This window comes from Solibacillus sp. FSL K6-1126, assembly GCF_038003445.1.
GTDB classification, from domain to species: domain Bacteria; phylum Bacillota; class Bacilli; order Bacillales_A; family Planococcaceae; genus Solibacillus; species Solibacillus silvestris.
The window spans coordinates 3,650,001-3,672,913 of sequence record NZ_JBBOPD010000001.1; the positions used below are offsets into that span (position 1 = coordinate 3,650,001).

General features: G+C 39.4%; 25 protein-coding genes (1 of these 25 only partly in view). 9 read left to right on the plus strand and 16 right to left on the minus strand.

Translation table 11 applies throughout. The features are described from left to right. Window positions 1-609, minus strand: partial view of a nucleotidyltransferase-like protein gene (locus MHH44_RS18255; protein ID WP_008405751.1) — the 5' portion only. 285 nt of this gene lie to the left of the window's left edge; 609 of the gene's 894 nt are visible here — the first part of the coding sequence; the start codon lies at window positions 607-609; the stop codon falls past the left edge of the window. Between the two features lie 291 nt (window positions 610-900). On the opposite strand from MHH44_RS18255, the gene MHH44_RS18260 reads away from it, so the two are divergent. Beyond that, a complete protein-coding gene (locus tag MHH44_RS18260; RefSeq protein WP_008405748.1) occupies window positions 901-1,242 on the plus strand; it encodes a YgzB family protein in 342 nt (113 codons plus the stop codon). A 95-nt stretch (window positions 1,243-1,337) separates the two neighbouring features. On the opposite strand, the gene perR is transcribed toward MHH44_RS18260, so the two are convergent. From perR to bcp, 3 genes are all read right to left on the minus strand, one after another. Beyond that, window positions 1,338-1,784, minus strand: a complete 447-nt coding sequence (gene perR / locus MHH44_RS18265; protein WP_039966829.1) for a peroxide-responsive transcriptional repressor PerR — start codon at window positions 1,782-1,784, stop codon at window positions 1,338-1,340. A gap of 176 nt (window positions 1,785-1,960) precedes the next feature. Beyond that, window positions 1,961-2,908: a D-2-hydroxyacid dehydrogenase gene (locus MHH44_RS18270; RefSeq protein ID WP_340799279.1), complete on the minus strand. Its 948-nt coding sequence runs from the start codon at window positions 2,906-2,908 to the stop codon at window positions 1,961-1,963. A 24-nt stretch (window positions 2,909-2,932) separates the two neighbouring features. Next, a complete protein-coding gene (bcp, locus tag MHH44_RS18275; RefSeq protein WP_008405743.1) occupies window positions 2,933-3,400 on the minus strand; it encodes a thioredoxin-dependent thiol peroxidase in 468 nt (155 codons plus the stop codon). A 133-nt stretch (window positions 3,401-3,533) separates the two neighbouring features. Here bcp and MHH44_RS18280 point away from each other — a divergent pair, with 133 nt between their 5' ends. Both MHH44_RS18280 and MHH44_RS18285 read left to right on the plus strand, forming a co-directional pair. After that, window positions 3,534-4,820 carry a glutamate-1-semialdehyde 2,1-aminomutase gene (locus MHH44_RS18280; RefSeq protein ID WP_340799280.1) on the plus strand — a complete coding sequence of 429 codons (1,287 nt, stop codon included), beginning with the start codon at window positions 3,534-3,536 and terminating at the stop codon, window positions 4,818-4,820. A 69-nt stretch (window positions 4,821-4,889) separates the two neighbouring features. Further along, window positions 4,890-5,984, plus strand: a complete 1,095-nt coding sequence (locus tag MHH44_RS18285) for an FUSC family protein (RefSeq protein ID WP_008405739.1) — start codon at window positions 4,890-4,892, stop codon at window positions 5,982-5,984. Window positions 5,985-6,232: 248 nt separating this feature from the next. Here the strand turns inward: MHH44_RS18285 and nikC are convergent, their stop codons facing one another. From nikC to mutY, 9 genes are all read right to left on the minus strand, one after another. Further along, window positions 6,233-7,123: a nickel transporter permease gene (gene nikC, locus MHH44_RS18290; protein WP_087617399.1), complete on the minus strand. Its 891-nt coding sequence runs from the start codon at window positions 7,121-7,123 to the stop codon at window positions 6,233-6,235. Window positions 7,124-7,139: 16 nt separating this feature from the next. Then, entirely contained in the window at window positions 7,140-8,144 is a 1,005-nt protein-coding gene (locus MHH44_RS18295; RefSeq protein ID WP_008405736.1) for an ABC transporter permease, read from the minus strand. Window positions 8,145-8,227: 83 nt separating this feature from the next. Next, a complete protein-coding gene (locus tag MHH44_RS18300) occupies window positions 8,228-9,871 on the minus strand; it encodes an ABC transporter substrate-binding protein (RefSeq protein WP_008405734.1) in 1,644 nt (547 codons plus the stop codon). Between the two features lie 32 nt (window positions 9,872-9,903). Further along, a complete protein-coding gene (locus MHH44_RS18305) occupies window positions 9,904-10,881 on the minus strand; it encodes an ABC transporter ATP-binding protein (RefSeq protein ID WP_008405732.1) in 978 nt (325 codons plus the stop codon). Next, window positions 10,856-11,875, minus strand: coding sequence for an ABC transporter ATP-binding protein (locus MHH44_RS18310; protein WP_008405730.1), 1,020 nt, complete (start codon window positions 11,873-11,875; stop codon window positions 10,856-10,858). The genes MHH44_RS18305 and MHH44_RS18310 overlap by 26 nt, the downstream gene beginning before the upstream one ends. Window positions 11,876-12,026: 151 nt before the next feature. Then, window positions 12,027-13,751 (minus strand): ABC transporter ATP-binding protein, encoded by a 1,725-nt coding sequence (locus MHH44_RS18315; RefSeq protein WP_179946257.1) that lies wholly within the window; start codon window positions 13,749-13,751, stop codon window positions 12,027-12,029. 150 nt (window positions 13,752-13,901) lie between these two features. Further along, window positions 13,902-14,450 carry a nucleoside tri-diphosphate phosphatase gene (ntdP, locus tag MHH44_RS18320; RefSeq protein ID WP_014822714.1) on the minus strand — a complete coding sequence of 183 codons (549 nt, stop codon included), beginning with the start codon at window positions 14,448-14,450 and terminating at the stop codon, window positions 13,902-13,904. A gap of 264 nt (window positions 14,451-14,714) precedes the next feature. Next, complete coding sequence (locus MHH44_RS18325; protein ID WP_008405726.1) at window positions 14,715-15,002, minus strand: hypothetical protein; 288 nt, start codon at window positions 15,000-15,002, stop codon at window positions 14,715-14,717. A gap of 46 nt (window positions 15,003-15,048) precedes the next feature. Then, complete coding sequence (gene mutY / locus MHH44_RS18330) at window positions 15,049-16,107, minus strand: A/G-specific adenine glycosylase (RefSeq protein WP_340799281.1); 1,059 nt, start codon at window positions 16,105-16,107, stop codon at window positions 15,049-15,051. Window positions 16,108-16,221: 114 nt separating this feature from the next. On the opposite strand from mutY, the gene MHH44_RS18335 reads away from it, so the two are divergent. Next, window positions 16,222-17,211 (plus strand): metal-dependent hydrolase, encoded by a 990-nt coding sequence (locus MHH44_RS18335; protein WP_340799282.1) that lies wholly within the window; start codon window positions 16,222-16,224, stop codon window positions 17,209-17,211. A gap of 89 nt (window positions 17,212-17,300) precedes the next feature. On the opposite strand, the gene MHH44_RS18340 is transcribed toward MHH44_RS18335, so the two are convergent. From MHH44_RS18340 to recX, 3 genes are read right to left on the minus strand one after another with little or no spacing between them, the layout of a single operon-like run. Continuing rightward, window positions 17,301-17,570: a YfhJ family protein gene (locus MHH44_RS18340; protein ID WP_008405720.1), complete on the minus strand. Its 270-nt coding sequence runs from the start codon at window positions 17,568-17,570 to the stop codon at window positions 17,301-17,303. Between the two features lies 1 nt (window position 17,571). Beyond that, on the minus strand, window positions 17,572-17,901 hold the full coding sequence (locus tag MHH44_RS18345; protein ID WP_008405719.1) for a YfhH family protein: 330 nt from the start codon (window positions 17,899-17,901) through the stop codon (window positions 17,572-17,574). Then, the gene (gene recX, locus MHH44_RS18350) at window positions 17,894-18,709 is read right to left on the minus strand and encodes a recombination regulator RecX (RefSeq protein ID WP_008405718.1); all 816 of its coding nucleotides are present in this window, start codon (window positions 18,707-18,709) and stop codon (window positions 17,894-17,896) included. The genes MHH44_RS18345 and recX overlap by 8 nt, the downstream gene beginning before the upstream one ends. 107 nt (window positions 18,710-18,816) lie before the next feature. On the opposite strand from recX, the gene MHH44_RS18355 reads away from it, so the two are divergent. The 5 genes from MHH44_RS18355 (at window position 18,817) to MHH44_RS18375 (ending at window position 22,913) form a co-directional block, all read left to right on the plus strand. Beyond that, the gene (locus MHH44_RS18355; RefSeq protein ID WP_340799283.1) at window positions 18,817-19,716 is read left to right on the plus strand and encodes a TIGR01777 family oxidoreductase; all 900 of its coding nucleotides are present in this window, start codon (window positions 18,817-18,819) and stop codon (window positions 19,714-19,716) included. Window positions 19,717-19,765: 49 nt separating this feature from the next. Next, complete coding sequence (locus MHH44_RS18360; protein ID WP_340799284.1) at window positions 19,766-20,551, plus strand: polysaccharide deacetylase family protein; 786 nt, start codon at window positions 19,766-19,768, stop codon at window positions 20,549-20,551. Between the two features lie 131 nt (window positions 20,552-20,682). Further along, window positions 20,683-22,044, plus strand: a complete 1,362-nt coding sequence (gene rlmD, locus MHH44_RS18365) for a 23S rRNA (uracil(1939)-C(5))-methyltransferase RlmD (protein WP_340799529.1) — start codon at window positions 20,683-20,685, stop codon at window positions 22,042-22,044. A gap of 114 nt (window positions 22,045-22,158) precedes the next feature. Continuing rightward, window positions 22,159-22,554 (plus strand): VOC family protein, encoded by a 396-nt coding sequence (locus MHH44_RS18370; protein WP_340799285.1) that lies wholly within the window; start codon window positions 22,159-22,161, stop codon window positions 22,552-22,554. A 122-nt stretch (window positions 22,555-22,676) separates the two neighbouring features. Further along, window positions 22,677-22,913: a carboxypeptidase gene (locus MHH44_RS18375; protein ID WP_340799286.1), complete on the plus strand. Its 237-nt coding sequence runs from the start codon at window positions 22,677-22,679 to the stop codon at window positions 22,911-22,913.

The following is a 22,913-nucleotide window of genomic DNA, read 5'->3' on the forward strand; positions in this document are numbered from 1 at the left end:
ACGCTTTTCCAGACTTTCGTTACTCATAATCAATTCTTCATATAATTTATAGATGGCTGGATCATTTCGTTTTACCTGGGCCCATACTGTAACTTCCGGGTAATGCCCACTATCGATAATCGATAATCTCCCTAAATGATGCAATGAAGCAACTACATGATTGTAAGCATCTAAAAAATGACCATCTTCAAATAATTCTTTTCCTTCTTTATAACGGCGGATTAACTTGGCAAACTGTATACCTGTTTTTAATTTACGACCGAAGAATGGGAACTCTTGCAATTCAGAACGCAGCTTATATAGAAACTCATTGCGGTCAAACATAACTTTTCCGTGGAAAAGCCAATCGACCAAGCGCTTATTTGAACCAATGAAAATCCATTTACGCAACCGTTCCTCCGTTAAAATATGCATCACCATTTTTGCTTCACCATATGAATAGTGTTTCGAATAAATAGGCTTATCACTTTCTTTTACAATAATTAAAAGAACCGAATCAAATGTATCGGTCATATTCTCAGCACCTTCACGCTTGTTTATCAATATTACTCCAAGCGTTTCCGGCTGACTTGCACGTTCCTGATAAATCGGTCTTAAAATATGTTCCATTGTTATCCCCCTATAAAATTTACCTTCTATATACTGTCATTGTAGATGCTATAAGATAAATTAACTATTGTAACGTCGATAAACTTTCAACCATGCTGAAAGTCCATCATTTCCTTAAATTAAATAATAGAAATCTCGTTATTTTTTCTTTCGCCATTAGTTTATAAAAACCCTTCATTTAAACATTTTAAATAGTATTACAGGATATTTAAAAGCCGCCTAATTCTTTCCTGTCTACTAATTTATATCCAATTTATGTTATAGTATATTTTAGATTAGGAGGCAATTGAAATGAAAAAATATAATAGTAAAATTAATAAGATCCGCTCTTTTGCATTATCCCTTATTTTCATCGGCTTCGTTATTATGTATGGTGCAATCTTTTTCAAAAATAATCAAATACTTGTATTAATCTTCATGACAATTGGACTTCTTTGTATAATCGGCAGTACAGCTGTATACGGCTGGATAGGATTGCTGTCTACAAAGGCCGTGCAAGTCGTCTGTCCGGAATGCGGGAAATGGACAAAAGTTTTAGGTCGTGTGGATATTTGCATGTATTGCAATGAACCACTCACTTTAGATCCTGCATTGGAAGGAAAAGAATTCAATCAAGAGTACAATAAAAATTAAATGTTCGGCAATGCTGGAGAAAAAGTATTCAAACTTTTTGCTCCAGCTTTTTTCATATAAAAAAACCTAGCAACAACCGTTACTAGGTTAAACTATTATTGAACTTTTGTTGCACCGACTGCAATACAGTCAGGACATGTACCATAGACTTCTAAACGGTGCGAATTAACTTGAAAGCCTGTTACTTGCGAAGCAAACTGCTCCACTTCATTTAATCCGGGATAGTGGAAGTCTACAATTTTACCGCAGCCATCACAAATCATGTGATAATGGTCGCCCGTTACGAAATCGAAACGACTCGCTGCATCTCCATAATTAAGCTCTTTTACTAAGCCTACTTCACGAAAGACACGTAAATTATTATAAACTGTTGCTACACTCATATTAGGAAACTTATCGCAAAGCGCCTTGTATATATCATCAGCTGTTGGGTGAATCATACTTTGAATTAAATATTCCAAAATCGCATGACGCTGAGGAGTAATTCGTACACCAGTAGTCTTTAACGTGTCCAGCGCATCCTTCAAATGCAATTCAGACATCGTCATGCACCCCTTTTCATACATATTATTAATTTGTAATTGTTATAATTAGTGTAGCGAATTTGTCCATGCATTGTCAACAATTGCTTATTCCAATCGAAATAAAAGTATTTGATAGAAAGGCTAATTGAAAATGAAAGCGATTAAAGGCTTATTCTTTCATATAGTATTCTCAATTAGTACCCTCTTAGAATATCCATCTTATTTTCTAGATCACGTTCCCCGTTCAACCATTTTTTCAGGCTTGGTTTAAAAATATCGAGACTGCGCTCTAAGTAACGCGATGAATGACTAGAAAAATGTGGTGAAAGTGTTACATTGTTCAAGTCCCATAGCAGGTTATCTGCCGGTAATGGCTCAATTTCATATACGTCCAATACAGCATGCCCAATTAGCTTGTCTTGCAAAACACCGACAAGTGTATCTGTTTCTACTAAGTCTCCCCGCCCGAAATTCATAAAGATAGCAGAACTCTTCATCAGTTCAAAATGCTCTCGAGTCAGCATATGCTTCGTTTCCTTTGTAGATGGCAGCATTGAAAGAATAATATCCGCTTTTGGTAGCTGCTCTTTTAAATCATCCAGCTTATACGTCTCATTCATATACGGTGCTTCTTTGCCTGAGCGGTTACAGCCAATTGTATGAACATCAAATGCCTGCAGAATCCGTCCTACTTCTCCACCGATTGCACCCGGACCGATAATTAAGGCTGTACTTCCATTTAACTCTGTCGGACGCGCCTTTTTATTCCATTCTTTCTTCTGCTGTTGCTCGTAAATAAACGGCAATACACGTTTCAAGGATAAAATATGAGCTAAAATTGACTCAGTCATCGGCTTCTTATGTATCCCGCGCACATTCGAAACGAGTATATTACGTTTCGCGATTGCTTCTGCCGGCATCTTTTCGATTCCAGCAGATGCTACAAAAATCCATTCCAATTTGTCTGCATGCTGCAAATGCTCTTCCTTTAAGTCTTCCCCATAGGTTACTAAAATTTCTGATTGAGCAAGTTTCTCCACATCCAGTTTCGTATCAAATAAAAAATCTACTTGAGGAAACTCCGCCAGAAGCGGCTGTTTCAGATCCTCGCGTGGTTCAAATGTAAAATAAATCGTTACCATCAGTGATCCCCCTTTGTGCACATATTATTTTGTGCCATTTTTTAAATAGTTTAACACATCTTCAATATGGTTTTTCACCCGTACTTTTCGCCACTCTTTTTCAACAATACCCTCTTCATTAATTAAAAACGTTGTACGCTCAATGCCCATATATTCTTTTCCGAAGTTTTTCTTCAATGTCCATACACCATATTTCTCCGCAACTTCATGGTTCTCATCCACTAATAACGAAAACGGTAATCCGTGCTTTTCAATAAACTTGGTATGTTTCGCTGCATCATCCAAACTCACACCTAAAATTACAGCATTCAAATCTGAAAAGTCCTCATATTTGTCGCGGAAGTCGCAAGCCTGTGTTGTACAGCCCGGTGTTAAATCTTTCGGGTAAAAATAGAGAATAACATTTTTGCCTTTATAGTCTTCCAGCGAAATCAATTTCCCCTCCTCGTTTTGCAATGTAAATGCTGGTGCTTGTACTTTTTCTAATGTCATGTCTTTTCCCTCCAAATTTTCTTCTATGATACAAAACAATGCCCGTTGCTTCAATTTCTTTGGCGTTCCCTTTCATTACATACTACAATAGATATGAAATCATTTCATGTAACCTATTTTGGAGGAATAAATTATGAATCATACTAAATCTGAACAGCTTCATGCAGAAGCACTCGAACATATCGTTGGCGGGGTTAATAGTCCATCCCGTTCTTATAAAGCAGTGGGCGGCGGCGCACCTGTTGTCATGGTCCGCGGTAAAGGAGCATACTTTTGGGATGTGGACGATAATCGTTACATCGATTATTTAGCAGCCTATGGACCGATCGTTACAGGGCATGGTCATCCGCATATCGCAAAAGCTATCGCCCATGCCGCAGAAACAGGTGTATTATTCGGTACACCGACAGAGCATGAAATCAAATTCGCAAAAATGTTAAAAGAAGCAATTCCTACATTGGATAAAGTACGTTTTAACAACTCCGGTACAGAAGCCGTGATGACATGTGTCCGTGTAGCACGCGCATTTACAGGCCGTACAAAGATCATTAAATTTGCCGGCTGCTATCACGGTCACTTCGACCAAGTACTTGTTGCTGCGGGATCAGGTCCAGCAACATTAGGTTCGCCTGACTCTGCCGGTGTTCCTCATGCTGTCGCTACGGAAGTAATTACAGTTCCTTTTAACAATAAGGAACAATTCACATTAGCAATGGAAAAATGGGGTAATGATGTTGCAGGGATTTTAATCGAGCCAATCGTTGGTAACTTTGGAATTGTTGAACCGCATAAAGGATTTTTGGAACATGTACATGCATTGGCAAAAGAGTATAGTGCCTTAACAATCCACGATGAAGTTATCACAGCTTTCCGTTTCCACTACGGGGCAGCACATACAATGCTCGGCTTAACTCCGGACTTAGTCGCAATGGGGAAAGTAATCGGCGGTGGTCTGCCAATCGGTGCATATGGTGGTCGTAAAGAAGTAATGGAAACAGTCGCTCCACTAGGTCCTGCATACCAAGCAGGTACAATGGCTGGAAATCCTGCAAGTATGCAAGCAGGGATTGCATGTCTTGAAGTGTTACAGCAACCGGGGATTTATGAAGAAATGGATCGCTTAGGTGCTCTTCTAGAAGAAGGTATTTTAGCTGCTGCCAAAAAACATAATGTTACGATTACATTAAACCGTTTAAAAGGTGCGTTCGCTATTTACTTTACTGATGTAAAAGTGGAAAACTATGAGCAAGCGGAAAATACGGACGGGGAAAAGTTCGGTCGCTTCTTTAAATTAATGTTATCTCAAGGCATCAACTTAGCCCCTTCAAAATATGAAGCATGGTTCTTAACGACAGAACATACAGAAGCAGATGTAGAAGAAACATTAAAAGCAGTAGATTACGCATTTTCTCAACTTTAATAAAAACTGCCGCTATATATTTTATAGCGGCTTCTCTTCATTGACTCCCTCAGAAAGGAGGAAAAGAACATGAAACTAGGTGCACGCGTTTTAAAAACGGGTGTTGCAATTGTTTTCGCCTTATTTTTAGCTCAAATACTAAATGTACCCTCACCTGTGTTTGCTGCAATTGCTGCTGTATTCGCAATCCAGCCTTCTATTTACCGCTCTTATCTTACAATTTTAGAGCAAATACAGGGTAATATAATCGGCGCTACCATTGCTGTCCTATTCGGTCTCATTTTCGGACATCATATCGTGGCTGTCGGTATTGCCGCTATTGTTGTCCTTGGCATTATGATGAAGCTAAAGCTCGAAAAATCCGTTTCACTGGCACTCGTAACGATGATTGCCATTATGGAAGTACCGGGCGATGATTTTCTAATGTTTGGTTTAATCCGATTTAGTACTGTCATGCTGGGTGTTTTTGCTGCTTTCGTTGTCAATATGTTATTTGTACCGCCTAAATACGAAATAAAATTATTTAAAATGATTAACTCTGTCCAGGATGATATCATTCGCTGGACACGTTTAGCCGTTCGCCAGGCTAGTGAACATACTTCAACAAAAATGGCTGTAAGTAAATTGCAGTCCCGACTAAATGAAATTGATACAATGTATGGTTTTTTCAAAGAAGAACGCAGCTATTTCAAAAACCGGAAGTATGTGAAAGCCCGAAAACTGGTTATTTACCGCCAAATGTTATTAACTTCGAAAAAAAGCTATGAGTTGCTCGTTCGTCTGCATAAACATGAAAATGAGCTCGGGAAGTTACCAAGTAAATTTCAAGTAATTATTCAAGAACGTTTAGACTTCTTGTTAACCTATCATGAACAACTGTTATTGAAGTATACCGGGAAGCTGAGGCCAGAACATTCAAAATGGACACGTCACGAGGAATATTTGCAAGGCAGTGAGCTAATGGAGCAGTTTATCAAACAGATCGCCCTTGCTCAAGAAGAGGCCGCTGAAGATGAACAGTTTTCGAGCTATCATCTGCTCTATATTTTATCGCGTATCTTAGATTACGAAGAAAACCTGGAGCATCTTGATACATTGATAGTTTCCTATCGTAGCTTCCACAGTGAAGAAAAAAACCTCGACTTGGAATCAGAGTTTTATTAAATAAAGGCTGGGACAGAAGTAGAAATTTCATAAACTAAGGAGAAAACCTTATTAAGAAACGGATATTTTATAAAATTGATTGGAATGGAGGGCGACTCCTGCGGGAATAGCGTGACGCCTGAGACTACAGGCTCAGGCCACGCCCGCGGAAAGCGTCCCGGAATGGAAATCAATTTTTACGCTCAGCAAAAAAATGCCATTTTTCTCTAAGAGAAAAATGGCATTTTTGGGTTATGTCCCACCCTCTTTTAACTTTTCATCTTCGGATCAAGTGCATCCCGTAATCCGTCACCCATAAGGTTAAAGCCTATTACTGTGAGCATAATTGCCAGTCCCGGGAAAATCATCGCCCATGGTGCGTTCATTAAAAACATCCGCGCATCTGCAAGCATTTTCCCCCACTCCGGCTGAGGAGCTTCTGCACCAAGTCCTAAAAACCCGAGTGCTGCCGCTTCGATAATCGCTGTCGCAATCGCCAATGTTCCCTGAACAATTACGGGAGTCATCGAGTTCGGCAAAATATGCTTCCATAATATCCGAGAGTTTTTCATACCGATAGCTTTTGCGGCATGAATATACTCTTCTTCTTTTATACTAAGCACCCGCGACCGGATCAGTCGGCCAAAGTTCGGTATATTAATAACCGCAATCGCAATTAATGCATTTTGCAATGATGGGCCTAAAATCGATACAATTGCGATCGCCAATAAAATACTTGGAAACGCAAGCATAATATCAAAGATCCGTGAAATAATCGTATCAACCCAACGACCATAATAGCCTGCAATAATCCCTAAAAAACTGCCGGCAACTGCAGAGATTAACACAGCCGATAAACCAACTGTTAACGAAATACGGGCCCCATGTAAAATTCGCGAAAATATATCACGGCCTAAATCATCTGTTCCAAACCAGAAATCAGCAGATGGAGGCTGCAGACGCATACTTAAATTTTGCTCATTTATACCTTGTGGTGCAAACAAAGGGCCGAATATTGCCAGAAGCACAAAAAATAACACAATTGCACTGCCGAACAGCGCAGACTTACTTTTCTTGAAATTCGTCCACGCCTCTTGCCATGGTCCTTTTACTCGTTCTTCTTCAATTCGCTGAACTCGATTTTGTATAATTTCAGCCATGCTATGCGCCTCCTCTCTAGTTGTATTTAATGCGCGAATCAATCACCGTATATAAAAGGTCAACAATCAGGTTAATCATTACGAATAAAAAGGCAACAATTAAAATACCTGACTGGATGACAGGATAATCACGGAATCCTATCGCTTCGTATATATAGCGGCCAATTCCCGGCCAACTGAAAATCGTTTCCGTTAAGATGGCACCGCCTAACAGCATGCCCGTTTGTAAGCCGACTACCGTCAATACAGGAATCAACGCATTTTTCAATGCATGCTTATAAACAACGACAAACATTTTTTGACCTTTTGCCCGCGCTGTACGAACAAAATCAGAACGCATTACTTCCAACATTGAGGCTCTTGTCATTCGTGCAATAATCGCCGTCGGAATTGTTGCAAGTGCAATGCCAGGTAATAATAAGTGCTTTAACACAACAATAAATTGATCAAACCGGCCTTGCCATAATGTATCAATCAAGTAAAAGTGGGTAATGGCCATAACAGGATCCCGCACTTCTTCCCGTCCCGATGTCGGTAACCAGCCCAGCTGAATACCGAATGCCCATTGCTCCATTAAACCTAACCAGAAAATCGGCATCGAAACACCGATTAAAGCAATCACCATCGCTAAGTAATCAAACCATGAATTTTGAAACCATGATGAAATAATCCCTGCATTTACTCCAACGATAATTGCGATAATCATCGCGAAAAATGCCAGTTCAAATGTAGCTGCTAAATAAGGCCACATTTCAGAAGAGATCGGCTGCCTCGTTCTTAATGACTCTCCCAAATCTCCCGTTACAATCCCTTTCAAATAATCGAAATATTGAATATACCACGGATTATCAAGGCCAAGTTTCAGGCGAAGTGCCGCGATTGCATCAGCAGTAGCTTGCTGTCCTAAAATGACTTGTGCTGGATCCCCGGGAATGGCACGGATAATAAGAAATACTAAAAAAGTCATTCCAAGTAATACAGGAATTAAATGCAGTAGACGTTTGCCAATGTAGTGAAGCATGCTCTTCACCCCTTTTATGAATGTATGGTTCTACTAGTTGAAAAAAGGAGAGGAATATTCCTCCCCTTTCAAAGAATTCTCTATTACTCCATTGAAACTTTATCCAATTTATCAGACCCTGTTGGATGAGGCTTGAAGTCCTTTACACCTGCTTTTGCTGCTAATAACGGTGTAGAGTGAGCAAGCGGAACCCATGGAGCATCATCATGAATGATTTCCTGTGCTTTTTTGTATAACTCATTACGCACATTTTCATCTGTTTCCGACTGTGCCTGAATTAATAGCTCATGTACTTCTTCATTTGAATAGAATGCATAGTTGTTTGAACCGATATTATCTTTGTCTAATAAAGTGTAAATGAAGTTGTCAGCATCTCCATTGTCACCAGTCCAGCCAAGCATGAATGCATCTGCTTCACCGTTTTTCGCTTTTTCTAAATATGTTGCCCACTCAAAAGTAACGATTTTCGATGGGATTCCAACATCTTCTAAGTTTTTCTGAATAACTTCCGCCACTTTCGCTCCGTCCGGCATATATGGACGAGGAACCGGCATTGCCCATAACTCAATTTCTTTTCCGTCATAGCCAGCTTCAGCTAATAAAGATTTCGCTTTTTCCGGATCATACGGATATGGAGAAATTGCATCATTGTAGCCGCTAATTGAAGATGGCATCGGGTTTGCCGCCACTTCTGCACGTCCTTCAAAGAACGCATCAACAATCGCCTGTTTATCGATTGCATAGTTAACTGCTTGACGTACCAGTTTGTTATCAAACGGTGCGCGTGTATTCGTCAAACCTAAATAACCAATGTTCATTGATGGACGTTCAATCAGTTGTAAAGTAGAATCACCTTCCACTGTTTTACCGTCTGAAGGGTTAATACCATCAGCTAAATCGATATTGCCTGCCATTAATTCATTTAAACGAGCAGAGTTATCCGGAATTGAACGGAAGATAACTTTATCTAATTTCGGTAAACCTTCTTGCCAGTAATCTTCAAACTTCTCAATCGTGATTGAGTCATTACGTTTCCAGTCTGTAAATTTAAATGGACCTGTACCTACAGGATTGTCGCCGAATTTATCGCCTGCTGCTTCAAATGCAGTTGGCGAACCAATTCCGAACGGGCTCATCGCCAAGTTTTTAAGGAATGGTGCCTGCGGACGAGAAAGTGTGAATACAACTGTATGATCCCCTTCTGCCGTTACATCTTTAATAATATCTTCGCCCTCTGCTTTAAACATAGAGTTGAAATAGTAGAAATCTTCCTCTTTTCCACCTTTCCAGCGATTGATATTTTTAATAACCGCGTCTGCATTGAAGTCTGTGCCATCATGGAATTTGACGCCTTCTTGAAGCTGGAATGTATAAGTTAAACCATCTTCACTTACTTCCCATTCTTTTGCCAGTCCAGGGTTGATTGTTGTATCTTGCTCCCCAAAGTTTAGTAATGTTTCAAATACGTTTTGTGTAACTTTAAACGATTCGCCATCTGTTACGATACCTGGATCAAGTGAAACAGAATCTGCTCCACGACCAAATACTAATACTTGAGGTGTTGAAGAACTTGAATTGTCTGTCGTATTGCTGTCTGTATTTGTACTTGAATCGTTATTTGTTTCTGATGATGACGTTTCTGCATCGTCAGCACCACAAGCAGCTAAAAATAATGACATTATTAATAGCATCATTAGACTTACTAAATACAATTTACCTTTCCTCAATAAAAAAACCCCCTAGACTTTTTAATCTATTATCATTGCGGCGTTTCATATAAATGACACGCAACAGAATGACCTGGTTTAACTTGCTGGAGCATCGGAATTTCTTGTTTGCACTTATCCATCGCAAAAGGACAGCGTGTATGGAATGTGCATCCTGTCGGCGGATTTGACGGACTCGGTATATCACCTTTCAGCAATAGCTGTTCCCGTTCAAACTGCGGATCCGGAATTGGTACAGCCGATAATAGTGCCTGTGTATAAGGATGTAATGGCTCATGATATAACGATTCGCTTTCCGCAATTTCGACAAGCCTCCCTAAGTACATCACGCCTACTCGGTCACTAATATGTCGCACAACCCCTAAATCATGTGCAATAAATATATATGTCAGTTTCAAATCTTCCTGCAATCGCTGCATTAAATTTAAAACTTGTGCCTGAATGGATACGTCCAGTGCAGATACCGGTTCATCTGCAATAATCAGTTTCGGATTAGTCATTAAGGCTCTAGCGATACCGATTCGCTGTCTTTGTCCGCCGCTAAACTGGTGAGGATAACGCTTCGCATGATAGGAGCTTAAACCGACGATTTCCAAGTATTCATGGACTTTCTTTTTTCGTTCCTTCGCATTCCCAATTCCGTGGACAATTAACGGTTCCTCTAAAATTTTTTCAACTGTATGTCTTGGATTTAATGAGGCATACGGGTCCTGAAATACCATTTGAATCTCTCGTCGAACTTTTCGCATTTGCTCGCTGTTTAACTCAGTGAGCTCAATGCCATCAAATGTCACCTGGCCATCTGTAGGTTCATGCAATCGCATAATCGCCCGGCCAGTAGTAGATTTCCCGCAGCCGGATTCTCCGACAATACCTAATGTTTCCCCTTCATAAAGCTCAAACGATATATCATCGACCGCCTTTACATCACCGACATGGCGTGCAAACATCCCATGTCGAATCGGAAAATATTTTTTTAGGTTGTCAACTTTCAGCAGCACTTTCGACATGTGTAACTCCCCCTTCTTCCATATCCAATAAGAAACATCTTGCTTTATGTGTACCGGATGATTCATATAGCGGAGGATTATTTGTTAAACAACGGTCGAATGCGTATTCACATCGTGCTGCAAAACGGCAGCCTTCCAAAATGGAACCCGGTTTCGGAACATTCCCAGGAATTGAATAAAGCGTATCCTTTTTATAACGCATATCGGGTACAGACTGGATGAGTCCTTTCGTATAAGGATGCTGCGGGTTTTTAAATATTTCATTGACCGGCGCTTCTTCAACGATTTGTCCTGCGTACATGACAATGACGCGCTCACAGGTTTCCGCAACAACACCTAAATCATGTGTAATGAGTAAAACAGCAGTGTTCAGCCTTTCATTTAAATCCCGCATTAACTTTAATATTTGGGCTTGGATTGTAACATCGAGGGCTGTTGTCGGTTCATCGGCGATAAGAACTTTTGGATTACATACAAGGGCCATTGCAATCATTACACGTTGCCGCATTCCTCCTGATAGCTGATGAGGATAATCTTTAAGCAACTGTTCCGCGCGCGGCAAGCCGACCAACTTCATGATTTCCACCGCTCGTGCACTTGCTTCTTTTTTCGACCATTTTGGATGGTGGATTCGGATTGCTTCGATCAATTGATTCCCGATTGTAAACAAAGGATTTAGCGAAGTCATCGGTTCCTGGAAGATCATCGCGATTTCATTGCCTCGAATTTTGCGCATTTGCTTATCTGAAAGCTTCGAAATGTCTTGCCCTTTCAATAAAATTTCTCCATTTGTTATTTTTCCGGGAGGACTCGGTACCAGCCCCATAATAGAGAGGGAAGTAACACTTTTACCACAGCCAGATTCCCCTACGATAGCGAGAATTTCCCCTTCATGAATTGAAAAGCTTATCCGATCGACAGCTGCAACCTTTCCACTGTCTGAAAAAAATGTCGTTTCTAACTCTCTCACTTCAAGCACAGCTTTTCGACTCATTTAAACACCTCAGTTTTCTGAAGATTAAAAGTATTTGAAAATATGATATTATAACATCTACTAATTTACAACATTATCGTAAAAAAATGTATTTTAAAATATACATAAAAAAAGTGACCATGCTGATTTTTTTCAACATAGTCACTCAAATTTAATCTAATTTTTGTACTTGGAATAAGTTATAATATGCTCCTTGTTGCTCCATTAGTCGTTGATGTGTGCCGGATTCTACAACTTCACCGTGTTCGATAACGAAAATGTTGTCAGCATGGGTAATTGTAGACAGTCGGTGAGCAATAATGATCGTCGTCCGCTCATGTGCTAAACGGTCAAGCGAGTCTTGGATAAGTGCTTCACTTTCCAAGTCGAGTGCAGAAGTTGCCTCATCCAATACTAGAATTGGAGGATTTTTTAGAAATACACGTGCAATTGCTACACGCTGCTTCTGCCCACCTGAAAGTTTAACACCACGTTCTCCCACTTTCGTGTCATAGCCTTCCGGTAAACCCATAATAAAGTCATGGGCATTCGCCGCTTTGGCAGCAGCAACTATTTCCTCATCCGTCGCATTCGGATTCCCCATTAAAATATTCTGCTTCACTGAATCGCTAAACAAAATATTATCCTGTAATACTATCCCGATTTGCGAGCGTAATGATTCAATCGTAACATCTTTAACGTTTTGATCATCAATTTTCACCGCTCCCTCCGTCACATCATAGAAGCGCGGAATTAAGCTGACGATTGTCGATTTCCCCCCGCCGCTCATACCTACAAAGGCAACAGTTTGTCCAGGTTCAATCGTGAAATCAACTTTATTTAAAATTGTATTTCCACCTTTATCATACTTGAATGTAACTCGGTCAAATTGAAGCTTCCCTTTTGCTGCGGGTAACACCATCGCGTCAGGTTTATTTTGAACTTCATATTTTTCATCCATCAGTTCAAACATTCGGTCCATTGACGCAATTGACTGAGTCAATGTTGTCGATGAGCTTACCAATCGGCGAAGCGGTCCATATAAGCGTTCAATATAGGCATAAAATGCAACAAGTACACCGATGGATAAGTCACCTTGTAAAAATTGATAACCTGCATAGCCAATTACGATCAGCGGCGCCATATCCGTAATAGTATTAACTACAGCAAAAGATTTGGCGTTCCAGCGTGAATGGTCCAATGCTTTATTAAGAAATTCTCCATTCGTTTCATCGAAAATTTTCTGCTCATGCTTTTCCAATGTAAAACTTTTAATAATGCTCATACCGGCAACACGCTCGTGCAGATAACTTTGAACACCAGCCAGAGCCTGTGACCGTTCCTTCGTTAAACTTCGTAGTCGCCCGAAGAAATACTTTACACTAAATGCGTAAAATGGCAGAGCAATAAGCGAAACAAGCGTCAGCTTCACATCCATCGCAAACATGACGGCAATCACGATTAAAATCGTCGCTAAATCCAGCCATAAGTTCATCAATCCTGTCATAACAAAGTTCTTCGTCTGCTCAACATCATTGATGACACGCGAAATTACTTCTCCAGCTCGGGTATTCGCATAATACTTTAAGCTTAATTTTTGCAAGTGCCCATACAATTCTTTTCGTATATCAAATAAAATATTGTTACTCAAGTTTTGTGCAAAGTATTGGCGGTAATATTCGATTGGTGGACGAATAACAAAAAACAGTACAAGTGCAATTCCGATCCATGTAAATAATTGCTTTGTCTTCTCCTCTGTAGTCATGCCATCTTTCAACAATATATCATCAATAATTATTTGCAGGAGCCACGGTAAAAATAACGGAATCGCAAATTTTAATATGCCGATTACGATTGTTAAAAATAAAAGCATTTTATACGGCTTGACGAACCGCATATAACGTTTAATACTATCCAATGCAAAAAACACTTCCCCTCAGAAATTTTGCAACAGCAATTATCATATCATAATTCCCCATTTAACATTTACACATGTACTTTACCCAAAAGAAAAACACAAGCAACCTAAAAAGCTGCTTGTGTCCCACTACTCTTTATTTGCCTGAATTTCACTCAATAAGATATAACGATTCGTCCAAGACTCTATGAAATCCTGAGCGAATGGTCCACGGCGTTGTTCAATCCAGCTTACCAATGTTTTAACATTACGCTGTAAAATTTTATCTATGACTTCGGGATAATTCATTTCCAACCTGTGCTGCTCATATTCATCTTCATCCAATAATGCATGACTCATATCAGGAAACACCTTTACGTCCAAATCATAGTCAATATATTTTAAGCAATTGTTATCAAACACAAACGGTGAACTGATGTTGCAATAGTAGTACACGCCGTCGTCCCGCAGCATACAAATAATATTGAACCAATGCTCTGCATGAAAGTAACAAATCGAGGGCTCACGTGTCAGCCAAGTGCGACCATCTGATTCCGTAACAAGTGTTTTTTCATTCGCACCGATAATAATATTTTTCGTTGCTTTTAATACCATCGTTTCTTGCCAGACACGGTGGATATTACCATTGTGCTTATAACTATGTATTTGGATTTTTTCTCCTTCAACCGGTAATGCCATCATAAAGCCCACCTTTTCGTCTCAGCTAAAAATTCTAGCAGTCTTTATTGTATTATAACAATGCTTTGGCAAAACTTGTAGTTCGAATACAATTATTTTCAATTTTGCGTGAAAATTATTACGATGCCTTAATGTTGCACGTTTTAAACAAAGAATTAATTAGTAGTATGTGACACTTCTTTTATAACTTCCCCGCTCTTTCATTTTAAAACAAAAAAAGATGCTCTGAAAGTTTGCACTTTCAGAACATCTTTCTACACTTCATTAGAAGTTATTATTGTTACGTTTCGCGAATTGTGCGTTACGCTGCTCTTGTTCACGTTGTTGTTTTTGGTTTTGTTGTTGAACCTCGTTGAAATTTTCGTCTTGGCCGAATTCTTCAAGGTTGTTTTGTCGGTTATTGTTTTGACGGTTATTCTGGTTTTGGTTTTGATTTTGCTGGTTGAAATCGTTGAAGTTTAGGTCTTGACCAAACTCTTCACGGTTGTTTTGTTGGTTGTTACGTTGGTTTTGGTTTTGTTGTTTGTTGCGGTTTTGTTCATTGCGACTCATTTTTTGTCACCTCCATGACCATTATTGTGGTCTGGTGGCAAATTAATTATGCATTTATTTTCCCCCATATTTTTAACATCGGCACAGGCATTGGTAAATTGGCAATTTGCTCTTTTGTAAAGTATGCTGTATTTTCCGGATTTGCATTCGTTTCAACTGCATCGACCAAATAGCTGTCAATATGCCATTTCAAGTGAGAAAAAACATGGCTGAAACTTAAAATTGTTTCCTTAGAATTGTGCTCCAAAGTAACGTTATATTGTTTTTCCACTTTGGTTAAACTATTTTCATCTGCCTGGCGTTCAATCATAATAAACTGCCACATATTCGCGAGAAGACCTGCATCCGGTCGTTTTTCCATTAAAAAACGTCCTTGCTGATCACGGATAATATAAACATCATATTCGATATTTTTTGTTTTTAACTTTTTGGATTTAACCGGTAAGCTGGATGGATCACCTTCATGGAAAGCCGTGCAGTAATCACGCACTGGGCATAATAAGCACTTTGGTGAAGTTGGTGTACAAATTAACGCACCTAGCTCCATCAGTCCTTGATTAAATGCAGATGCATTTTCATGATCAATCAGCTCTGTTACCGCTTGTTCAAAAATTTTCTTTGTTTTTGGCAAAGCGATATCGGCATCAATATTTAATACGCGACTTAAAACACGCATGACATTTCCATCTACAGCATGCTCCGGCTTCCCGTAAGCAATACTTAATATTGCACCTGCAGTATAAGGTCCAACACCTTTTAGCTTTGAAATATCAACGCGGTTATCCGGCACTTTTCCGCCGTACACCTCGACTACTTCTCGGACACCTGCTTGTAAATTACGTACACGGGAATAATATCCTAGACCTTCCCACATTTTAAGCAGCTCTTCTTCCGGTGAATAGGCTAAGCTTTCCGCTGTCGGGTATTTTTCGATAAAACGGTTGTAATATGGGATGACTGTATCAACTCTTGTTTGCTGCAGCATGACTTCAGACACCCAAATTTGATAGGGTTCTTTCGTACGACGCCAAGGCAAATCTCGTTGCTCTTCCAAAAACCATTGCACTAATGCTTGGCGAAACTGTTTTGTATATTGATAGTTCACATTGTCCTCCAAAAATTCGATTTTATTTCCTTAAAAAAGGGTATATTATAATGTGGATACGATTGCTAAATTTTTCCGTTCTCGAACGGTTTTAAGATCGAGGGGTTGATACATTTGGATTCTGGCACACATTTCGTCATGGGGATTGCTATTGGAGGCCTAGCACTTGTAGACCCGACTGTCGCAAGTCATTCTATGACCTTTACGGCTGTAATGGCAGGAACGATTATCGGACAACAGGCACCGGATATTGATACGGTTTTAAAACTTCGTAATAATGCGGTTTATATACGCCATCACCGAGGGATTACACATTCAATACCAGCCGTTTTACTATGGCCTCTATTAATAACAGGTGTTCTCGCCCTTATTTTACCTGATGTCCATCTGTTCAATGTTTGGCTATGGACTCAAATCGCCGTATTTTTACATGTTTTTGTAGATATTTTTAATGCATACGGCACACAGGCATTGCGCCCTTTTTCAAAAAAGTGGGTTGCACTCGGTGTTATTAATACATTCGATCCATTAATATTTACGATGCACTGTATTGGTATTTTACTTTGGTTATTAGGGACGGAACCCGTCTTCACATTTACGGTCATGTATATCATTATTTTCTTCTATTATATTTTACGTTTTGCTCTTCAAAAGGCGGTTAAAACTGCTGTCCATCATGAATTGCAGGACGAAGAGTTTGTAATTGTCGCTCCGACAATGCGCTTTTTCCATTGGAAAGTTGCCGCTAAATCTAAAACGCATTTCTATGTTGGCCGTGCCTATCGCAGATCTGTCAATATTTACGATAAGTTCGAGATTGAACCTATCCCAAAAACAGAACTCGTTGAAAAAGCGTTAAAAGATCCAAATTTAGATGCCTTTTTATCGTTTTCACCACTTTACCGGTGGGAAATTTCAGAGCTTGAAAGCGGCGTGACAGAACTGCGTTTAATCGATTTACGCTACCGAAGTAATGATCGCTATCCATTCGTTGCAGTCGCCCATTTAGATGAAGAGCTTAACATTGTCAATTCTTATACCGGCTGGATTTTTACAGAAGAAAAATTGCAGAAACGACTGCAAATAGGAGCCGGTAATGACTAAATAAAAAGACGGAAAACCACCAGCCACAACTGGTGGTTTTATGCTGCAATCAGCTGTAAATAAAAAAATTACACTAAAGCTGATTGGTTTTAATTTAACGTATCATCACTGTCATTTAATAAATGCGCATATTTCGGATTTTGTGCCGCAAATAAATGAAGCTTATCCCCATAGCTTTCAATTAACTGACTAACTAATTTAGCTGTATATTCGGCACCGCGGTAATCCGCCCCTGCCTTGGCAGATGTAGACTCGAAATCGCTGCATAATAATTCCACCCATGTACGGGCACGACCTGCCGGTAATTTAGGATTTTTCGCTAATAATTGTTCTGTTAATCTTTGATATAATTCTTCCATGCTACTTCCCTTCTTTCATAGGACGTAAAATAGAAACAGGTAATGCTTCTTCAAAACGTTCCGAACCTAATCGGTGTCCCCATGCAAAGCGACCTTTTAAATAATCTACTTGGAAAAACTCACCCGGCGATCCATTTAGACGATAGATTTCGCCCGGAATAATTGTTGAAAGATCAACTAAATATGCCTCTGCCAGTAATGCTTTACGCTCATAAACTGCATATTCATTAACAATCCCCAATTGCTCTGCTTTTCTCGCACGTTCACGTAAATTCGCAATTTCCTGACGCAATTCCGGTTCAGACATTGCACTATATGTTAATTCATTCATTTTGTTGTTGCTCCTTCTGTTCAATATATTCATTAATTTTCTCTATCGGAAAGCCCTTTTGATAAAGCGCCTGTTTTACTTTTTGCCGAAGATCAGATCCTGTTAATTTGGCTGCATATTTGCGCCAAATTTTATCACCTTGAGCTTCTATTAATTCGGACCATTCATCTTCGTCACGGTCTAATGTAATCTGCTCGAGTATTTCTTTAACAATCTCATAGGAATACCCTTTACGCAACAGCACATCCTGAATTTTCTGCTTCACTTGTGTCGGAGTTTTATTTGTATTGGAACGCACAGCTTTTTCCGCCAGTTCCATTGCAAGCTTTAATTGCTCCTCATGATCATATGTCGCCAATACTTTCTGTTGCAAATTTTTATCAATCCCTTTTTGCATCAGGTCTTGCCGAATTGCAGCCGGTCCTTTTTTTGTCGTACGCTTTCTCGTTTCAAGCAGTGCTTTGGAATAGCTTTCATCATTTAAAAAACCTAAGCCCGTTAATTTATGAATAGCTTCTTGTACAACTGCTTCCCCATGCCCTGCTTTCAGGAGCTTGGACTTCACTTCATGTTCACTGCGCATTTGGAAGCTAAGAAAATTGAGCGCTTTGTTAAACGCTTTTGCAATTTCATCTTCATATTGTATTTCATCTATTTCCATCTGCTCAAGTACTTTGCCTTTTTGCAGACCGAACTTAATAAGTGTCCCTTCATCAACTGCAAAAGCATACTGTTCGTTCAAATAAATATTGTAGCGCTCTTGATTGTTTTTTTGTCGACCAATTTTCGTAATAATTTGCACTTGCACCGTGTACACCTCACAATAACAATGTACATTCTAGTATACATCTTTTTACTTATAGTTTCATCGAACGGTATACTGATACTAATGAAATGAAATAAGGCGGTGTTTGTATGAAAGTTGCAATTGCAGGTGGGACAGGAATGGTTGGCAGAAGGTTGAGTAAGCTATTACTTGAAAAAGGTCACGAAGTCATAATTTTAACTCGGGGAGAGCAGCAAGTTAAAAATAATATCCACTATGTACAATGGCTAAACGATGACTCGACACCCGAGCTTTTCATGGAAAATACTGATGCATTTGTAAATTTAGCCGGAGTATCACTAAATGAAGGTCGATGGACAGATGAACAAAAACAAAAAATACTATCAAGCCGAATCGAATCTACCGATGAAGTCATCCGTATACTACAAAATTTAATGGATAAACCAAAAGTACTTATTAATGCGAGTGCTGTTGGTATTTATCCTGTTTCTGAAAAAGCTGTTTATACAGAACAAGCTCCTGAAAAAGCATCTGATTTTTTAGGAAACGTTGTAGTCCAATGGGAAGAAAGAGCAATGCAGGCTCAACAACTAGGCATTCGCACTTGTTTAACCCGTTTTGGCGTTATTTTGGAAAAAGGCGAAGGTGCATTGCCGATGATGGTACTTCCTTATAAGCTTGGTGTTGGCGGAACAATTGGATCAGGCAGACAGTGGATTAGCTGGATTCATGTAGAGGATGTAGCACGTGCTATACTTTTTGCAATCGAAAACGATACATTATCAGGGCCAATTAATTTTACAACACCAAATGTAAAACGAATGAAGCAATTCGGGCAATCAATAAGTCATGCATTGAAGCGTCCACATTGGTTCCCGGTTCCAAGTATTGCTTTAAAGATCGCTCTTGGTGAAAAAAGTATGCTCGTACTGGAAGGGCAGCATGTATTACCCGAAAAATTGTTAAACGCAAATTTTGAATTCAAGTTTATTTCTGTGGAAGATGCAATTCGTGATCTATATGAATAAAACAATGCTTTTCACGCAACCTACCTTGTAAAAGGAGGTTGCTTTTTCATTGAAAAAACATATTTTAGGGATTAGCTTCGTGTTAGTCGCCACATTTATATCCTTTATGACTGTTGCAAAAGCCGAGGAATTTCATTGGGGCTTCAAGCCAAGCCGTAATGGCGAGCCTGTAGAAATAGGTGAACCGCTTGAATCTATGTTAAGTAAATACGGTGCCATTTATAAAGGCAATGAAGAAAAGAAAATCGTTTACTTAACATTCGATAACGGCTACGAAAATGGCTATACCGAGAGTATTTTAAATACTTTGCGGGAAGAAAAAGCTCCGGCCACTTTCTTCTTGACCGGTCATTATTTAACAAGCGCGACCGATTTAGTAAAAACGATGGTTAAAGATGGCCATATTATCGGAAACCACTCTTATGGGCACCCGAATATGGCGCGTTTGTCCGCTGAAGAAATGAAGAAGGAATGGAAACGGTTTGATGAGAAATTAAATGAATTGACTGGTGTCAAACGGACTTATTATGCCCGACCGCCAGAAGGTATCTTTAATGAAGAAGTTTTGAAAGTCGGCAATGAAGTGGGCTATCGCCATATGTTCTGGTCCATCGCTTTTAAAGATTGGCTAAAAGATGAACGACGCGGCGCAAAATATGCTTATGATGCACTAATGAACCAGCTACATCCAGGTGCAATTATTTTAATGCATACGGTAGCTCAGGATAATGCCGAAGCGATACCTCAATTCATAAAAGATGCTAAAGCACAAGGTTACACGTTTGGCTCTCTGGATGATCTGGTGCTTGAATACGAAAAAATTTCCCCGTATTAGAAAAGTAGCGTTCCTTTCTTTTCATTGTACTTTCCGCTATACTGAAATGATGAAGAAAAGGAAGTGACTCGCACTAAATTTTGGTGCGAGTTACTCTATTTAAAGGACGTGTAAACTTGAGTGAACTAAAAATGGAAGTCGGGCAAAAGTTCCCGTTAACGATAAAACGCCTTGGCATTAACGGTGAAGGTGTCGGTTTTTATAAACGCAATGTCGTATTCGTAAAAGGTGCGATTCCTGGAGAAGAAGTAACAGTAAAATTAACAAAAGTATCACCGAAATTTGCTGAAGCGGAAATTTTGGCAATACGTAAAGCAAGTGAATTCCGTCAAGAAGCACCTTGCCCTGTGTATTCTGAATGTGGTGGTTGTCAATTACAGCATATGACTTATGAAGCGCAGTTAATGAATAAGCGTGATATCGTCGTACAGGCATTCGAAAAATACGCCAAAGAAATTGGACAAACTGCTGAAATCCGCCCAACGATCGGAATGGATAATCCGTGGCATTACCGCAACAAATCCCAGTTCCAAGTACGTAAAGAAGGCAAGCGTGTATATGCAGGTCTATTTACTGAAGGAACTAACCAGCTTCTAAATATTAATGATTGTCTTGTGCAGCAACCTGTAACTTCTAAAATTACAGTTGCTACTCGTAAAATTTTACAGAAACTAAATATCCCGATTTATGATGGGAAAACGTTAAATGGCTTAGTTCGAACAATTGTTGTTCGTACAGGTATGCGCTCTGGCGAAACACAAGTATGTCTTGTAACAACTCGCCGTGAGCTTCCGCATAAAGAAGAGTTAATTGAACGTATTAAAAAGATTGATCCTTCAATCGTTTCCATTACACAAAACGTCAACCGCGAGAAGACATCGCTTATATTTGGACCTGAAACTTTTATTTTAGACGGAAAAGAAGCGATTCATGAAAAGTTGGGTGAATTTGCATTTGATTTATCAACTCGTGCATTTTTCCAGCTTAACCCTGAACAAACAGTACATTTATATAATGAAATTAAAAAAGCTGCAGCACTGACAGGGAAAGAAAATGTTGTCGATGCATATTGCGGTGTTGGAACAATCGGTATGTGGCTCGCAGAAGGTGCCCGTGAAGTCCGCGGTATGGACAATGTCGACGAAGCAATTGCTGATGCGAAGTATAATGCACGTACAAACGATAATCTGCAGCATGTACGTTTCTTCCCAGGCTCTGCAGATAAATGGCTTTTCCGCTGGTCAAAAGAAGATTACCGTCCAGATGTCATTTGTGTGGATCCGCCTCGCACAGGTTTAGAGCCAGGCTTTATTAGAACTGTATTAAAAATTAAACCAAAGCGTTTTGTTTACACATCGTGTAACCCTTCAACACTAGCGCGTGATTTAAAGGAATTATCAAAGAGTTACAACGTTGAATATATTCAACCAGTCGATATGTTCCCGCAAACAGCACAGGTTGAATGTGTCGTGAAACTGACATTAAAAAAATAAGATGTTCCATACGCCTACACAAAATTTTGTGTAGGTTTTTTCTCTTGGTAAAAACTTGCATATACACTTCAATTAACGCAATATTAAATCAAATATATTTTCGGAGGGATCTATTTGGGAAGAATTATTCATTTTGAAATTCATGTAGACAATATGGAACGCGCAAAAAATTTCTATCAGGCTGTTTTTGAGTGGAGTTTTGAAGATTATAGTGAATATGCTGGCATGCCGTATTTTGGAGCCATTACTGGCGACGACCAATATCCAGGTATTAATGGTGCTTTAATGCAGCGTCAAGGCCCTTCCCCTGCAGAAGGACAAAGTGTCAATTCTGCAGTATGTACTTTAGGCGTAAGTGATTACGATGAAACCGAAGCAAAAATTTTAGCAAATGGCGGTAAAGTAGCAATGCCGAAATATGCGCTGCCAGGTATGGCTTGGCAAGGATATTTTCTTGATACTGAAAATAATATATTTGGTCTACATCAACCGGATCCGGAAGCAAAATAACATGAAAACGAAGGAACCTTGTATATAAGGTTCCTTCGTTTTATAGAAAAGAATCATTTTAGAAGAACCTCCCCCACTTCTTTACTTTTCATGTAAAATAGAAATCGCCAGGAGGTATTAATATGAAGAATTTTCTATTTGTAGTGATCACTTTTATTATTTCTTATTGGGCGATTTCATCTTTTGCAGGCCTCATCTTCCCAAGCAATGATGAAAATTCAGCAACTTCAGCAAGCTCACTTCAAGCTGCTGTTACATTTGGTGGTGTAAACTATTTAAATGTGTTCATCTACATAATTTTAGCAATGATTTTTACCGCAATAGTCTTCTTTTCAGTAAAAAGCAGACGTTCCAATTAA